13 protein-coding genes are annotated in these 14394 nt (G+C 71.3%); 4 read left to right on the top strand and 9 right to left on the bottom strand.

All coding sequences use genetic code 11. From position 1 onward, the window contains the following. Nucleotides 1-18 precede the first annotated feature (18 nt). From AB0I83_RS29880 to AB0I83_RS29865, 4 genes are all read right to left on the bottom strand, one after another. Complete coding sequence (locus AB0I83_RS29880) at nucleotides 19-1332, bottom strand: M28 family metallopeptidase (protein WP_363306856.1); 1314 nt, start codon at nucleotides 1330-1332, stop codon at nucleotides 19-21. A gap of 381 nt (nucleotides 1333-1713) precedes the next feature. After that, on the bottom strand, nucleotides 1714-2307 hold the full coding sequence (locus AB0I83_RS29875) for a TetR/AcrR family transcriptional regulator (protein WP_356536658.1): 594 nt from the start codon (nucleotides 2305-2307) through the stop codon (nucleotides 1714-1716). Between the two features lie 38 nt (nucleotides 2308-2345). Beyond that, a complete protein-coding gene (locus AB0I83_RS29870; RefSeq protein ID WP_363306855.1) occupies nucleotides 2346-4013 on the bottom strand; it encodes an AMP-binding protein in 1668 nt (555 codons plus the stop codon). Continuing rightward, complete coding sequence (locus AB0I83_RS29865) at nucleotides 4010-4774, bottom strand: SDR family oxidoreductase (RefSeq protein ID WP_356536661.1); 765 nt, start codon at nucleotides 4772-4774, stop codon at nucleotides 4010-4012. The genes AB0I83_RS29870 and AB0I83_RS29865 overlap by 4 nt, the downstream gene beginning before the upstream one ends. A 194-nt stretch (nucleotides 4775-4968) precedes the next feature. Here AB0I83_RS29865 and AB0I83_RS29860 point away from each other — a divergent pair, with 194 nt between their 5' ends. After that, the gene (locus AB0I83_RS29860; protein WP_363306854.1) at nucleotides 4969-6237 is read left to right on the top strand and encodes a DUF1343 domain-containing protein; all 1269 of its coding nucleotides are present in this window, start codon (nucleotides 4969-4971) and stop codon (nucleotides 6235-6237) included. Nucleotides 6238-6348: 111 nt separating this feature from the next. On the opposite strand, the gene AB0I83_RS29855 is transcribed toward AB0I83_RS29860, so the two are convergent. Then, nucleotides 6349-9177: a penicillin acylase family protein gene (locus tag AB0I83_RS29855; RefSeq protein ID WP_363306853.1), complete on the bottom strand. Its 2829-nt coding sequence runs from the start codon at nucleotides 9175-9177 to the stop codon at nucleotides 6349-6351. Nucleotides 9178-9402: 225 nt separating this feature from the next. Between AB0I83_RS29855 and AB0I83_RS29850 the strand changes: the two genes are divergently transcribed. Then, nucleotides 9403-10023 carry a hypothetical protein gene (locus AB0I83_RS29850; RefSeq protein WP_356536666.1) on the top strand — a complete coding sequence of 207 codons (621 nt, stop codon included), beginning with the start codon at nucleotides 9403-9405 and terminating at the stop codon, nucleotides 10021-10023. A 46-nt stretch (nucleotides 10024-10069) separates the two neighbouring features. Here the strand turns inward: AB0I83_RS29850 and soxR are convergent, their stop codons facing one another. Beyond that, on the bottom strand, nucleotides 10070-10543 hold the full coding sequence (gene soxR / locus AB0I83_RS29845; RefSeq protein ID WP_363306852.1) for a redox-sensitive transcriptional activator SoxR: 474 nt from the start codon (nucleotides 10541-10543) through the stop codon (nucleotides 10070-10072). 157 nt (nucleotides 10544-10700) lie between these two features. On the opposite strand from soxR, the gene AB0I83_RS29840 reads away from it, so the two are divergent. Continuing rightward, entirely contained in the window at nucleotides 10701-11162 is a 462-nt protein-coding gene (locus AB0I83_RS29840) for a MaoC family dehydratase (RefSeq protein WP_356536670.1), read from the top strand. A gap of 130 nt (nucleotides 11163-11292) precedes the next feature. Here the strand turns inward: AB0I83_RS29840 and AB0I83_RS29835 are convergent, their stop codons facing one another. From AB0I83_RS29835 to AB0I83_RS29825, 3 genes are all read right to left on the bottom strand, one after another. Further along, nucleotides 11293-11916, bottom strand: coding sequence for a TetR/AcrR family transcriptional regulator (locus AB0I83_RS29835; protein WP_356536672.1), 624 nt, complete (start codon nucleotides 11914-11916; stop codon nucleotides 11293-11295). 85 nt (nucleotides 11917-12001) lie between these two features. Beyond that, entirely contained in the window at nucleotides 12002-12292 is a 291-nt protein-coding gene (locus AB0I83_RS29830; protein WP_356536673.1) for a YiaA/YiaB family inner membrane protein, read from the bottom strand. A gap of 81 nt (nucleotides 12293-12373) precedes the next feature. Further along, nucleotides 12374-13561 carry an acyl-CoA dehydrogenase family protein gene (locus AB0I83_RS29825; RefSeq protein ID WP_356536675.1) on the bottom strand — a complete coding sequence of 396 codons (1188 nt, stop codon included), beginning with the start codon at nucleotides 13559-13561 and terminating at the stop codon, nucleotides 12374-12376. Between the two features lie 65 nt (nucleotides 13562-13626). On the opposite strand from AB0I83_RS29825, the gene AB0I83_RS29820 reads away from it, so the two are divergent. Beyond that, on the top strand, nucleotides 13627-14286 hold the full coding sequence (locus AB0I83_RS29820) for a TetR/AcrR family transcriptional regulator C-terminal domain-containing protein (RefSeq protein ID WP_363306851.1): 660 nt from the start codon (nucleotides 13627-13629) through the stop codon (nucleotides 14284-14286). Nucleotides 14287-14394: the final 108 nt, after the last annotated feature.

Raw genomic sequence — 14394 nt, 5'->3', positions numbered from 1 at the left:
TGGCGCCTCCCCGGCGGGTCAGAAGGTGAGCTGCCAGCTGTCGATGTAGCCGGTGTCCTGCGCGGCGACGTCCCGCACCTGGAGCTTCCAGGTGCCGTTGGCGGTCTCGCTCGACGCGTTGACCGTGTAGGTCGCGATCACGTTGTCGGCGGAGTCGCTGCTGCTGGAGTTCTTCAGACGGTAGGCCGTGCCGTCGGGCGCGAGCAGGTCGACGACGAGGTCGCCCCGGTAGGTGTGCTTGATGTCGACCCCCACCTTGAGCGTGGACGGGGCGTTGCCCGTACGGCCGGTGACCGGCACCGAGGAGGTCACCGCCGCCCCGTTGTCGGGTACGGAGACGTCGGTGGCGTTGCTGAAGACCGTGCCGGTCGGCGGGGTGACCGTACCGGCGGACAGGGTCCACACGGCGTGGGCGACCGCGTCGCTGTTGCGGTCGAGGGCCGTGTCGTTGATGTTCGCCGTCGTGTCGCACGACGAGTGGTAGCAGCGGTCGAAGGCCTGTCCGGCCGTGCCGCCCCACTTCTGGGCCTGGGCGCTCGTCTTCGTGTAGTCCGCCCCGGAGAACAGACCGCCCACCGGTATGCCCGCGCTCTTGAACGGGGCGTGGTCGGAGCGGCCGTCGCCCTCGGTCTCTATCTCGGTGGGTATCGACAGACCGGCGTAGTAGTCCTTGAAGGTCTGCTCGATGACCGGGTCGTCGTCGTAGACGAAGTAGCCCGGGTTGGGCGAGCCGATCATGTCGAAGTTGAGGTAGCCGGCGAGCTTGGCGCGCTCGGTGGAGGCCAGGTTGTTGACGTAGTACTTCGATCCGACGAGGCCGAGCTCCTCGGCGCCCCACCAGGCGAACCGCAGGTGCTTGTCGGGCGCGAGCTGCGCCCGGGAGACGGCGAGGGCGGTCTCCAGCACGGCTGCCGACCCGGAGCCGTTGTCGTTGATCCCGGCCCCGGAGGTCACCGAGTCGAGGTGCGAGCCGGCCATCAGGACCTTGTTCGGGTCACCGCCCGGCCAGTCGGCGATCAGGTTGTAGCCGGTGGCACCGCCGGAGGTGAACTGCTGGAGCGCCGTGGTGTATCCGGCCGCGTCCAGCTTGGCCTTCACGTAGTCGACGGACGCCTTGTAACCGGTGCGCCCGTGGGCCCGGTTGCCGCCGTTGGCGGTGGCGATGGACTGGAACTGGGTGAGGTGCGCCTTGACGTTGGCGAGCGGGATGTCCGGGGCTGCGGCGACGGCGGCCGGGACGGGCTCGGCCTGGACCGCGGGGGCCGCGGCGGCCAGCAGGGCCGCGGCGGCGAGCACGGCCACGGGCAGGGATCTGTGACGGACGGGTCTCATGTGTGGCTCCGGATTCCGTTGGGGACTGACGGAACGTGCGGGGGTCCCCGGCCGCGTACGGCAGGGGCCTGGAGCTGGTGGTGCGAAGTGCGCCCCCGATGCTCAATCAATGTCCGCGTACCGTCAAGGGTGGAATCCGGACAGAGCCGTCCGCTCAGCGGACACCAGGCGAGGCGGGCCACCACGGGGCCGTGGACTACAGGGCCGCTCGTCCCCCAGGGGGCGCCGCCGGAGGGATCAGCCGGGCATCGGCACGGGTACGGCCACCCGGGGGCACCGCGGAGCAGCGGATGAACCGTCAGTTCGATGTCCGGTAGACCGCCGACCGCTCACAGGGTCGGCGGCCTGCACCGGAGGCGCGGCCGGCCGGACGTCGTCCGGTCAGGGGCGCAGCGCCCTCAGCAGCAGGTCGGCCAGGTGGTCGGCGACCTCCTGCTGGCTGAGCGGGCCGTCCGGCCGGTACCACGTGGACAGGTGGTGGACCGAGCCGAAGTGGTAGTCGACGACCAGGTCGGCCGGGGTCGCGGTGGAGAACACCCCGGCCCGCTGGCCCTCCTCGACCAGGGCGCGGAAGCGCTCGTGGTACCGGCGGCGCTCGATCCGCACCTGCTTGTTCTTCTCCGGGCTCAGATGGTGCATGGAACGGAAGAAGATCGAGGCGTCGTCGAGGTTGTCGATGGTCGTGACGACCACGTCGGCCGCCGCGTCACGCAGCCGCTCCTCGATGGGCGCCTCGGCATCGGCATAGGCGTCGAGCCGCTCCTGCTGGAGTCGCAGAACCCGGGCGTAGACCTCCTGGAGGAGGTCCTCCTTGGAGCCGAAGTAGTGGTAGAGCGCGCCCTTGGTGACACCCGCGGCCTCGACGATCTCCTGTACCGAGGTGCGGTCGTAGCCGCGCTCCGCGAAGAGCCGGGTGGCGGCGGCCAGCAGCCTCTGGGGGACGGGCACGCCGTTCCCGTCCGTCGCCTTGGCCATTGCCGCCACCTGCCCTCTCGTACCGCGCGTGAACTGCTCTACCGGGGGGAACGCAGTTCCCGCCTGAGGATCTTCCCACTCGCCGTCTTGGGAAGTTCCGTCAGGATCTCCACTTGGCGCGGGTACTTGTAGGCGGCCAGCCGCTCCTTGCAGTACGCGCCGAGTTCGGCGGCGTCCGCCTCGGCACCGGGACGCAGGCTGACGTAGGCGCGGACCGTCTCCCCCCGGTAGGCGTCCGGGACGCCGACGACGGCGGCCTCGCGTACCGCCGGGTGGGTGTAGAGGACGTCCTCGACCTCGCGTGGCCAGACCTTGAAGCCGGAGGCGTTGATCATGTCCTTCTTGCGGTCGACGACGTACAGCCAGCCCGCGGCGTCCATGAAGCCGATGTCGCCGGTGCGCAGTTCCCCGTCCGGGAAGGCGGCCCCGGTGGCCTCGGGCAGGTTCCAGTAGCCGGAGACGACCTGCGGACCGCGTACGGCGATCTCGCCCTGCTCGCCGAACGGGACGTCGTCGCCCTTCTCGTCGATGATCCGGACCAGTGTGTCGGGCCCCGGGACGCCGACCGAGAGGGTCCCGGACGACGGGTCGACGGGCGCCTCGTGCTCCGGGGGCACGGAGGCGCAGGGCGCGGTGCACTCGGTCAGCCCGTACCCGTTGCGGATGTACGGGCCGAAGTCCTCCCGGAACTTCTCGACCAGCGCGGGCGGCAGCGGCGCACCGCCGGAGGAGATCACCTCGAAGGAGGCGAAGTGCTCCCGGGTGGCGCCGGGGTGGGCGGCCAGCGCCATGAAGGCGGTCGAGGGGCCCACGGTGTAGGCGGGCCGGTGCTCGGCGAATGCCTCCAGGACGACGCTCACCTCGAAGCGGTAGGTGAGCACCAGGGTTCCCGCGTTGGCCAGGCAGGCGGCGAGCTGGCACACCATGCCGGTGATGTGGAAGAGCGGTGCGAGAGCGAAGTAGGCGGAGCCCTCGGCGATGGGGTGGCCGGCCCGCTGCCGCTCGGCGTTGACCATGATGTTGCCCTGGGAGTTCATGGCGCCCTTGGGGGTGCCGCTCGTCCCGGAGGTGTAGCTGATCAGGGCGGTGTCCGCGGCGCTGAGTTCCCGGCCGCCGGGGGCCGGGAGACCCAGGCGGGCGACGGTGACCAGGTCGTGGGCCGGGTCGTCGGCGCCGGGTGCGGGGAGCCGCTCGAATCCGAGGACACGCGGGTCGTCGGCCGACTGGAGGTCGAGCTCGCAGGCGGTGAGGGCGATCCGCACGCTCGGGGCCGCCTCGGCGGTGGCCCGCAGATACGAGTCCCAGGCCCGGTCGGAACAGATCAGCGCGCTGACCTCGGCGTCCTTGAGCACGTGTCCGACCTCGCCGGACTTGTACATCGGGTTGAGCGGTACGACCGTCGCTCCGGCCTTCCAGGCGCCGAGCAGCGCGAGCACGAAGTGCGGGGTGTTCTGCAGCATGATCGCCACGCGGTCCCCGCGCTCCAGTCCCTCGGCGGCGAGGTGCCCGGCCACCGAGTCCGAGAGCGCGTCGGTCTCCCGGTAGCTGAGGCGCCCGTCGAAGTAGGCGAGCGCGGTGTGGTCCGGGGCCCGCCCGACGGCCGCGCGGAAGGCGTGCACCACCGTCTCGGCTGGGTGGACCGGAGCGAGCTGGGCCGCACTGAGCAGCGCCGTCCAGGGCTTCGCCGCGTAGATCGACTCGGTCATGCTCGGGCCTCCTCCCACTTCTGCTGCAGGTGGTTCATGCTGCCGATCCAGTGGTCGGGGTCCTTCGCACGGGCCCGGTAGTAGCCGGCGACCTCGGGGTGCGGCAGGACCAGGAAGCGGTCCTGCTCCATGGCGTCGAACAGTGCGTCGGCCACGGCTTCCGGCTCGATCGCGGTGGGGGCGAGCACCAGGTCGCCCGCCGACCCGGCGGCCGTGAGCATGTCCGTGCGCACGCCCTGGGGGCAGATCGTGTGGACCTTGACGCCGCGGTGCCGGTAGGTCAGCGAGAGCCACTCGGCGAAGGCGACGGCACCGTGCTTGGTGACGCTGTAGGGCGCCGCACCGATCATCGTCAGCAGTCCCGCGGCCGAAGCGGTGGAGACGAAACGGCCGCTGCCGCGCTCCAGCCAGTCCGGCAGCAGGGCCTTGGCCGCGCGGACGTGCGCCATGACGTTGACGTCCCAGGCCCTGGCCCACACGTCCTCGTCGGCGAAGGCGTCCCCGCCCGACGCGAGTCCGGCGTTGGCGCAGTAGACGTCCACCGTGCCGCCGAGTGCCTCGCGCGCCGCGTCCACGACGGTGGAGGCGTCGCCCGCCACGACGGTGCCGCCGATCTCCTCGGCGAGGGCCTCGACCCGGGCCGCGTCGAGGTCGTTGACGACGACCCGCGCGCCCTCCGCGGCGAATCTGCGTGCCAGGGCGGCTCCGATGCCGCCTCCGGCTCCGGTCACCACTACACCAGCGCCCTGCACCGTACTCATCGGTTCCCGCCTCTCCGTACGCCGTCCTACCCCGGCAGACTAACCAGTCGGTATGTGATCCGGGAAGGGGCCCGGGGCAGGGAAGCGGCCTGACGCGGGACAGGCAATCTTCCGGGTCATGGGCGTTCCGTGCGGACCGCACCCGCGCTAGCGTGCGTGACCATGACAGTCGTCGCGATCATGGAGGTAGTGGAATGACCCTGTCCAGACGTGGTGTGCTGGCCGCAGGCGGCGCGATCGGAGCCCTCGCGGCCACCGCGGCCGGGCCGGGGACGGCAGCGGCGGCCGGCCGGGGGCACGGGGCCGGGCACGGCGGTGTCCGCACCGGCTTCGACCGGCTGGCCGCCGACGGCTACCGGATGCTGGCCGGGCAGAAGGTCGGCATCGTCACCAACCCGACCGGGATCACCCCGGACGTCCGGCACATCGTCGACGTGATGCATCCCGACGACCGGGTGGACCTGACCGCCGTCTTCGGACCCGAGCACGGCTTCCGGGGGACGGCGCAGGCGGGCGGTTCGGAGGGGCGCTACGACGACCCCGCGACCGGACTCCCGGTCTACGACACGTATCTGAAGAGCGGGCAGCCCCTCGCCGACATCTTCACGGCGTCCGGCGTCGACACGGTGGTCTTCGACATCCAGGACGCGGGGGCCCGCTTCTACACGTACATCTGGACGCTGTACGACTGCATGGAGGCGGCGGCGCTCGCCGGCAAGCGCTTCGTCGTGCTGGACCGGCCGAATCCGGTCACCGGCCGCGCCGCCCTGGGACCCGTGCTTGATCCGGCCTTCGCCTCGTTCGTCGGACGCCGGGAGATCTCCCAGGCGCACGGCATGACGGTCGCGGAGCTGGCGCTGCTCTTCGAGGCGGAGTTCCTGGCGGACCGTCCCCTGCGGCTGGACGTCGTGAAGATGTCCGGCTGGCGGCGCGGGGACTTCTTCGACGCGACGGGTCTTCCGTGGGTCCCGCCGAGTCCCAACATGCCGACACCGGAGACGGCGCTGGTCTACTCGGGAACGTGTCTGTTCGAGGGCACGAACCTCTCCGAGGGGCGGGGGACGACACGGCCGTTCGAGCTGCTGGGCGCGGAGGGCGTCGACCACCGGTGGGCGGCGGCAGCGAACGCGCTGGAGCTGCCCGGGGTGGCGTTCCGCGAGGCCTACTTCTCGCCGACGTTCTCCAAGTTCCAGGGGAAGACGGTGGGCGGCGTCCAGCTGCACGTACAGGACCGGGATGCCTTCGACCCGGTACGCACCGGCATCGCGCTGCTGGTGACCGCCAAGAAGACGTGGAGCGGGTTCGCCTGGCGGGCGGACAACGCGATCGACAGGCTCTCCGGCAACACCCGGGTCCGCACCATGATCGACGCGGGGGCGGACACCGACGAGGTCGTCGGCGCGTGGAGCGCGGACCTCGCGGCGTTCCGCAGGACACGGAAGGAGTACCTGCTCTACCGGTAGCTGCCGGGCCCGTCCGGCCGCCGGTCCCCGACCGCGCCGGGCGGGTTCGCGGGTGGACGGGTACCGCTCGCCGGACGGGCACGGGCCCCGTCCGGCGAGCGGGGGCGGACGTCAGCGGTGGGAGGGGAACTCCACGACCTGCTGGTACGTCGGCCGGTTCTGCCAGTGGATCGCCTTCTGCGAGATCCCGCCCAGCGGGCGGTGGACGATCGAGTCGGTGCACCACTGCTCGCCGGCCTTGCAGCTGTCGTCACCCGGGTAGACCGTCGCGGCGGGCACGGCGGCCGCCGCCTTGAGGGTGCTGAGCAGCGCGGAGCGGCAGGTGCTCAGGTCGCCGCCGCCGCAGTACGTCTTCGCCAGCGGCCCCTTGACGGGCTGTCCGAGGACCTGGCGCAGGTCCTTGTCCGCGAAGCCCCACCAGCCGTACTGGAACGCGGAGCCGCTGTGCGCCCCGCTCGGCCCGTGGCTCGCGGCCGGGGACTCGTCCGTGGCCAGGTTCGCGGTGAGCGCCGTGTAGAGGCCGTCGCCGAGGCCGGGACGGAACTCCGCCTCGATCAGCTTCGGCCACCACGCGTCCATGATCCGCACCGCGTCCGCGTGCGTGTACGTGTGCGATCCCGGAGCGGTCTCCTTGCGCTGCGCCCCGGCGGACCGCCAGGACTCCAGCTGCTGGATCGCCGCACCGGCCTCCGGGTCGGTGACCGGCTGGGAGCGCAGCACCTTGAGGAGCTCGGGCAGCAGCTGCTCACCGCGCAGGTCGGTGAGCGCGGCGTCGGCCATGGCGCGGGTGAGGGAGGCGCGGGTCACTCCGCCCTCCTCGACCAGTGCGGACACCCGGTCGTCGAGCAGGTCGCCGCGGTGCACGGCACCGAAGCCGAAGGCCGCGGTGGAGTAGTCCTTGGCCTGGCGGTTGTTCCAGGAGATGTAGTAGTCCTGGCCGCTGGACCGGGGGTGTTCGGCGAACGGGGTGTAGTCGGTGGTGTTGGCGGCGGGGTCGTAGCCGCGCCATTCGTACGCCTGCTCCGCCCTGACCGGCAGCGCGGCGTCCACGCCGGCCGCACGCACGGGGTTCATGCCGCTGTTGTAGTAGGCCGCGGTGCGTGAGTCGGCGTAGAACCAGTTGAAGGCGTAGTCGATGTGGCTCGCCGCCTGCTGGAAGGAGGCCGCGTCCGTCACGTACGCGGGGTCGTTCAGCAGTTGGAAGCCGATGATCGAGTCGGCCTCGTGCCGGTAGGTGGTGCGAAGCGAGGTGAAGGCGACCGGCTTGCCGTCCACCGTGCCGCGGTGGGTGACGATGCCGTAGTCGGTGCGCCACACCTGCATCCGGTAGGAGCCCTTGGCGGTGGAGTCGGCGACGGTCGGCTTCCAGGAGTTGGTGCGCTCCAGCTTCTCCATGGCGGTGCAGGTGCCCCGGAAGCGGTAGTGCGTGGAGTCCTTGGTGGGCGTGGAGCCGCCGGGTTCGCAGAGTTCGACGGCGTAGGTGTCGGTGATGTCCTGGGCGGCGGAGGTGGCGCTCCAGGCGTAGTCCTGGCCTCGGCCCATCTGGATGTACATGCCGACACCGGCGAAGGAGACGCCCCGGGCGCTGATGCCCGGGCCCTGGAGCTCCTGGAGCATCATCAGCTGCGGGGCGAAGTAGCCGGTCTGGGGACCCATGACGGCGATCGGGTTGCCGCTCGCGGTGTGTTTGCCGGACACCAGGAGGGCGTTGGACATGCCCCGCTTCTGGGCACCGTCCCCGGAGCCGGGCAGCGACCCCTCGGGGATCACGCCGTCGTCGAACACGCCCTGCACGGGTTCGAGGCCGGCCGGGGCCTTCACCGGGGCCTTCCTGTCCGTGCCCGCCGAGCCGGTGCGGTCGTATATCAGGGGTTCGGCCGTGACGGAGCCCGCGTCGGGGAGGGCGGTGCCCTTGGCCTTGTCGGGCTTGCCCGCGTAGGGGAACGAGGTGCCGTCGTGGACGGTGAGGACGGCCTCGGGGTCGTTGCGCTGGCGGAAGGACTCCCAGACGCGGGTGCCCTCCTCGACGCCGTACTTCTGCTGGGCGGCGAGCAGCGAGAGCGCGGCCTGGACCTCGCCGCCCCCTCCCCCGCCGAACTGGCCGCCGACGACGGAGGCGATCGAGATCAGGTCGGTCAGCTTGAACGGCTGGATCTCGCCGATGTTCGTGATCGAGTCGATCTTCCCGGTGAGGACGTACTCGCCCGGGAAGTAGCGGCCCTTCTTCGACTTCACCCGGTAGGCGTTGATGCCGTCGATGTAGGCCTGCGCGTCGGACATCGCCTGCTCACCCTGGGCGCCCTCGGTGGTCCTGATCCGCTCGACCTGGGCCTCGAGGTCCGCCTCGGTGTACGGGGCCTGCGGCCAGAACTGCTGCTCAAGTCCCTGGTTGGCCAGTGCTCCGCCGGCGAACGAGGTGAGCTCGCCGCGGCCGATGTGCCGGAAGAGGTCCATCAGCCACAGCCGGTCCTGTCCGGCCGCGAATCCGGCGCCGAACTCGGTGCCGTACCGGGTGGTGCCCTTGATGTGGGGCACGCCGCTCTTCTTGTCCCGGGTGATGGTGACGTCCTCGCGCGGCGAGGTGACGGATTCCACCTGGTCCGCGGCGACGCCGAAGGAGGCGTCGTTGAAGAAGTCGGTCAGCTTCTGGTCGGTGAGGCCCGTGTGGCCCGCGACCAGGCCGTTGTAGCGGTCGAGCTGGTCGTCGCTGTGCGCGGGATGGGTGCCGAACGCCTTGTTGCCGAGGATCTCGACGAGTGTGGCGTTGCCGTTCTCGCCGGGCGGCAGGATGTCCGCGCACTGGTTTCCGCAGTGGTCGGTGACAGCGAGGGGCTTCGGTTCCGCCGCTCCGGCGACGGGGGCCGAGGCGAGCAGGGACGTGCCGAGAGCGAGAACGGCCGCGACAGCGGCGGCTCCGAGCGTGCGGGTGCGTGGGGGCATGCGTGCTCCTCCGGGTGGCCGATTGCGCCGGAGGTTACTGGCGGTACGACCCCGTCGGTAAGATGAACATCAGTCACTTTTTCCGAATCGCCACACACCGGCACGCGAGCCCACGTGGAATGTCTCAATCAATGGACGCTTTTCACCTTTCGATGGAGCCGAACGGGGCAGGCGTACGTCCATCCCTTGACGTCGAAATCACGAGCGGCGGAGGTGGCAGTGGCCATGGCCGGTTTCCGGAGTCTTGCGAGACAGGTGCGCGATCCGCGTGGCGATCTGGCTTTGCGGCGGTACTCGCTGCGCAAATGCCTGGAGAGGTTCGCCCCGTACGGTCATCGGGCGACCTGGGATCACCTGTGCGCCCGGCACGGGATCGAACCCGAGGACAGGGCCCCCGACCCGGGCCGCCTGATCCGCGCACTGGACGAGCTGGAGGAGGCGCGCGCCGTCTGGCTCGCGTACGAGACGGGCTTCGCCGAGCGGCGGCGCCGGGAGAAGCAGGACGGACTGCGCCGGCCCGGCAGCTTCGACGACTGGCACCGCAGGACCTGGGGCGGCTACGGGATCGCGCACTGCGACGACCCCGAGGTGCACCCGAGCGCACCGCTGGCCGAGGTCCTGGGACGACTGATCTCGGCGCTGGGCACCGCGCCGGGCGCCGCGTGCCCGGTCTGCACCGGGACCCGGATCGCCTGGCGGCAGGACTTGGACCGCGAGCCCGGGGCGGGCCCGATGTGCACGCGGTGCGGGATCGTGGTCCCCAGGCCCGTCCTCACGGCGGGTGCGCTGGCCAGGGCCAGGGGTACCCGGCCGAGCGGGAGGAACCTGGCGGCGACGGCGGCCTGAGGGACGCGGGCGGGATACGGGAGGACCGGCGGGAGCGGGGACGCGTTCAGGGACGGTCGGCCGCGCTCCGCTCGGACATCAGGCGCGACCCGGTCAGCCGGCCGCCGAAGACGTCGTCGGGATTGGACAGCACGCAGGTCTCCAGCGAGAGGCACCCGCAGCCGATGCAGTCGGTGAGGTGGTCACGCAACCGCCCCAGCTGCTCGATGCGCTCGTCCAGCTCCGAGCGCCACGCGCGGGAGAGCCGGGCCCAGTCCTCGCGGTTCGGCGTGCGCTCCTCCGGCAGCTCGGACAGCGCGTCCCTGACGGTGGCGAGCGGAATGCCCACCCGCTGGGCCGCGCGGACGAACGCCACCCGGCGCAGCGCGTCCCTGGTGTAGCGCCGCTGGTTGCCGCTGGTGCGACTGCTGCTGATCAGGCCCTTGGACTCGTAGAAGTGAAGGGCGGACACCGCGGCTCCGCTGCGGGCGGAGAGCTGCCCGACGGTGAGTTCTTGGCACGTCTGCGGGATCTGTGGCACTCCCCCAACGCTACGGGAAGGCGCTGGCCTCCCACCCCTCACCCGGAGAACCGGCCGGTCCGTCGTTGACAGGGAAGCGCGGCCCAACCATGCTGAGCAAGCGCTTAGACATTGCCCGGAGATGGCGACAGACAGCCGGAAGGCAGGGACCAGGAACATGGCAGAGCCGAAGATCTTCACGTCCGCTCAGGAGCTGCGGGACGGGGTGGGCGAGGAGCTCGGTCACAGCGATTGGCTGGAGATCGAACAGAAGAGGATCGACCTGTTCGCCGAAGCCACGGGCGACCACCAGTGGATCCACGTGGACCCGGAGCGCGCCGCGGCCGGCCCCTTCGGCACGACGATCGCGCACGGCTACCTGACGCTGTCGCTGCTGCCGGTTCTCGTGCCGCAGATCCTGCGGGTCGACGGCGCGAAGATGGGCATCAACTACGGAACCAACAAGGTCCGGTTCCCCTCGACCGTCCCGGTCGGCTCGCGGCTGCGCGCGACGGCCGTGCTCAAGAACGTCGAGGAGGCGGGCGGCGGTGTGCAGGTGACCGCGCTCGTCACCGTCGAGCGCGAGGGCGGCGACAAGCCGGCCTGCGTCGCGGAGTCCGTCTCGCGCTACTACTTCTGAGCCGCACCTCCGTGCGGCTCGGCAACGTCCGCGAGCCGCACCGCTCCTGAGCCGCACGGAGGCGCCGGGCCCGTGGCAGGAGCCGGCGCCACTCCCGGCCGGCTCCTCCGGGGGGCGTCCGGCCCCGGCGTCACTTCTTGGCGCCCACCATCCGCAGGACCAGGTCCGAGTAGAGCGTGCCGACCTCTTCGGGCGTCCGGCTGCCCTGCGCGTTGAACCAGCGCGCCACGTCGATGCAGAGCGAGAGCACGGCGAGCGTGGTGCCCGGGACGTCGGGGACGTCGAACTCGCCCGCCCGGACGCCCTCACCGATGATGCGGCGCACCACCGCGTCCGTCCTCCTGCGCAGGGCGACGATCTCGGTCCGGTGCTCCTCGCCGAGTGCCTCCAGCTCGTACTGCACGACCCGCGCCGTGGTGTGCCGCTCGGCGTGCCAGCTGACGAAGGACCGCACGGCGTCGGCGAGCCGCTCGGAGGCCGTGCCGCCGCTCTCGGCCGCCGTCTCCAGGAGGTGCAGGGCCCGGTCGTGACCGATCCGGCTGATCCGGTGGAGCAGCTCTTCCTTCGTCTTGTAGTGGATGTAGAGCGCGGCCGGGCTCATCCCGGCCCGGCCCGCGATGTCCCGGGTGGTGGTCGCGTGGTAGCCGCGCTCGGCGAATGCCTCGACGGCCGCGACGAGCAGTCGCCTCGCCGCTTCGGGCGTGACCTCGCTCCACGGCGTGTTCTCGCCGTCGGTCTCCTCCGCCGTGCTCATCGCCACGTGCCCCTTTCCGCTGGCAGGACGAACACCATACCCCGAAGCTGAGCAAGCGCTTAGAGCGTCGGGCGGACGGAGATCGTCAGAGCTTCTGGAAGGGGTCGTGCTCGGCGAGGATCTTCTCCAACCTGGCCTGGTCGACCCGGCTGACGATCTGGCCCGCCTCCTGGCGGTCCCTGATGACCTTGGCGAGCGTGAAGCACGAGGTGATCAGGTAGAGGACGCCGATGGCGAGGAAGGCCCGCACCCAGGCGTCGGCTTCGAGGAAGAAGATCCCCATGGCCACCGCCCCCGCCGCCACACCGAAGGAGAGGACGGCCTGGCCGTAGAAGGCGGCGGTGCTCTGCTGTTTGACCGAAGTTGTCTCACTCATGTGGCACAGCATCCGCCGACGGGTACGGCGCCGGTATCCGTCGGCGTACTCAGTGGGTACTCAGGCGCCGGCCGCGCCCGCTCAGAAGGCGGAGACACCGGTCAGGGCCCGGCCGATGATCAGCTTCTGGATCTGGCTGGTGCCCTCGTACAGGGTCATCACCCGGGCGTCCCTGACGAGCTTGCCGACGGGGTACTCGTCGATGTAGCCGTAGCCGCCGAATACCTGCAGGGCGTTGTTCGCGGCGCGGACGGCGGCCTCGGAGGCGAAGAGCTTCGCCGTGGACGCCGCGGTGGCGAAGTCCTGGCCCCGGTCGACGAGGTCGGCCACCCGCCAGGTCAGCATGCGGGCGGCGTCGACGTCCACGGAGATGTCGCTGATGAGCTCCTGGACGAGCTGGTAGCTCGCGATGGACTTGCCGAACTGCTCACGCTCGCCCGCGTAGCGCACGGCCGCGTCCAGCGCGGCCTGGGCGATGCCGACACAGCCGGCCGCGACCGACATCCGCCCCTTGGCCAGCGCGGACATGGCGACGGAGAAGCCCTTGCCCTCGGGACCCAGCATGGCCGAGGCGGGAACGCGCACGCCCTCCAGCGTCAGCTCGGCGGTGGCCTGGCCGCGCAGACCCAGCTTGCCGTGCACGGTTCGCCTGGTGAGGCCCGGGGCGTCGGTCGGCACCAGGAAGGCGGAGACGCCGCGGTGCCCGGGGATGTCGCCGGTGCGGGCGAACAGCAGGACGACGTCGGCCCAGGTGCCGTTGGTGATGAACATCTTGGCCCCGTCGATGACGTAGTCCCCCCCACCCTCGGCTCCGCTCGACCGGGAGGTGCCCCCTCCGTCGCGCACGGCCCTGGTCGTGAGGTTGCCCGCGTCCGAGCCCGTGCCGGGCTCGGTGAGGCCGAAGCAGCCGATGGTCTCGCCCGCGGTGAGCCCCGGCAGCCACTGCCGCTTCTGCTCCTCGCTCCCCCAGGACGCGATCGTCTTGGCCACCAGGCCGAGCGAGACGGACACGATGCCGCGCACCGAGGAGTCGCCGCGCCCGAGCTCCTCGGTGACCAGGCAGTACGAGAGGTGGTCGCCGCCCGAGCCGCCGTACTCCTCGGGAATCGTCAGCCCCAGGAAGCCGAGGGCGCCCAGCTTCTTCACGATCGACTTGTCGACACTTTCGGCGCGGTCCCACTCGACGACGTGCGGGGTGATCTCCCGTGCGACGAAGTCCTCGGCAAGCTGCCGAACGGCTTCCTGCTCCTCGCTCAGCTCCAGGTTCATCCTGCGACACCCCACTTTTAATTAGCACTGCTAGTTTTCTGCTTGCAGGCCCTACTATGTGCCGCATGGCCCGACCGCGCAAGCCCCTCCTCAGCAGAGACCGCATCGTCGGGGCGGCGAGCGCGCTCGTGGACGCCGAGGGACTGGAAGCGGTCTCGACCAGGCGTCTCGCCGCGGAGCTCGGGGTCAGCGGGCCGTCGCTCTACAACCACTTCCGGAACAAGGACGAGATCCTGGACGCGGTCGCCGACGCCGTCTCGGCGCAGGTCGATCTGTCGATGTTCGAGGACGCGGACCCCCGCGACTGGCCCGCCGCCCTGCACGACTGGGCCGTCTCCTACCGTGCGGCGCTCGCCGAGCACCCGCACATCGTCCCGGTGCTCGCCCAGGGGCCGGGCCGCCGCCCGGCGGGCCTGCGGGTCGCCGACGCGGTCTTCGGCGCCATGGTCCGGGCCGGGTGGCCGCCCGCCCAGGCCACCTACATCGGCGCACTGATGCGCTACTTCATCACCGGCTCGGCCCTCGGCTCCTTCGCCCGTGGATTCGTCGACGACGAGACCGCGTACGACCCGGCCGACTACCCCCACCTCGGCCAGGCCCACCTGCTGGCCGACCGCCGCCAGCAGGTCGACGAGGGCGCGTTCGAGACCGGGCTGCGGGCCCTGCTCGACGGCCTCGAGCTGCAGTTCCAGCAGGTGGCCGACGGCCGGGCCGTGCGGCCGTAGCCGAACGGTCCGCCCGGAGCAGGTGTGTGCACCGTGTACGCCGCGCGCCCCGGTCCCCCGCGCGGGGGACCGGGGCGCGCGGCGTACACGGTGCACACACCTGCTCCG

It is taken from the genome of Streptomyces sp. NPDC049970 (assembly GCF_040660235.1).
Lineage (GTDB): Bacteria > Actinomycetota > Actinomycetes > Streptomycetales > Streptomycetaceae > Streptomyces.
The sequence above is the reverse complement of the archived record's forward strand: the minus strand, read 5'-3'. Positions and strand labels throughout refer to the sequence as shown.

Coding starts and splice junctions, on each gene's coding strand:
- AB0I83_RS29880 (WP_363306856.1), bottom strand. CDS start 1,332: ATGAGACCCGTCCGTCACAGATCCCTGCCCGTGGCCGTGCTCGCCGCC.
- AB0I83_RS29875 (WP_356536658.1), bottom strand. CDS start 2,307: ATGGCCAAGGCGACGGACGGGAACGGCGTGCCCGTCCCCCAGAGGCTG.
- AB0I83_RS29870 (WP_363306855.1), bottom strand. CDS start 4,013: ATGACCGAGTCGATCTACGCGGCGAAGCCCTGGACGGCGCTGCTCAGT.
- AB0I83_RS29865 (WP_356536661.1), bottom strand. CDS start 4,774: ATGAGTACGGTGCAGGGCGCTGGTGTAGTGGTGACCGGAGCCGGAGGC.
- AB0I83_RS29860 (WP_363306854.1), top strand. CDS start 4,969: ATGACCCTGTCCAGACGTGGTGTGCTGGCCGCAGGCGGCGCGATCGGA.
- AB0I83_RS29855 (WP_363306853.1), bottom strand. CDS start 9,177: ATGCCCCCACGCACCCGCACGCTCGGAGCCGCCGCTGTCGCGGCCGTT.
- AB0I83_RS29850 (WP_356536666.1), top strand. CDS start 9,403: ATGGCCGGTTTCCGGAGTCTTGCGAGACAGGTGCGCGATCCGCGTGGC.
- AB0I83_RS29840 (WP_356536670.1), top strand. CDS start 10,701: ATGGCAGAGCCGAAGATCTTCACGTCCGCTCAGGAGCTGCGGGACGGG.
- AB0I83_RS29835 (WP_356536672.1), bottom strand. CDS start 11,916: ATGAGCACGGCGGAGGAGACCGACGGCGAGAACACGCCGTGGAGCGAG.
- AB0I83_RS29830 (WP_356536673.1), bottom strand. CDS start 12,292: ATGAGTGAGACAACTTCGGTCAAACAGCAGAGCACCGCCGCCTTCTAC.
- AB0I83_RS29825 (WP_356536675.1), bottom strand. CDS start 13,561: ATGAACCTGGAGCTGAGCGAGGAGCAGGAAGCCGTTCGGCAGCTTGCC.
- AB0I83_RS29820 (WP_363306851.1), top strand. CDS start 13,627: ATGGCCCGACCGCGCAAGCCCCTCCTCAGCAGAGACCGCATCGTCGGG.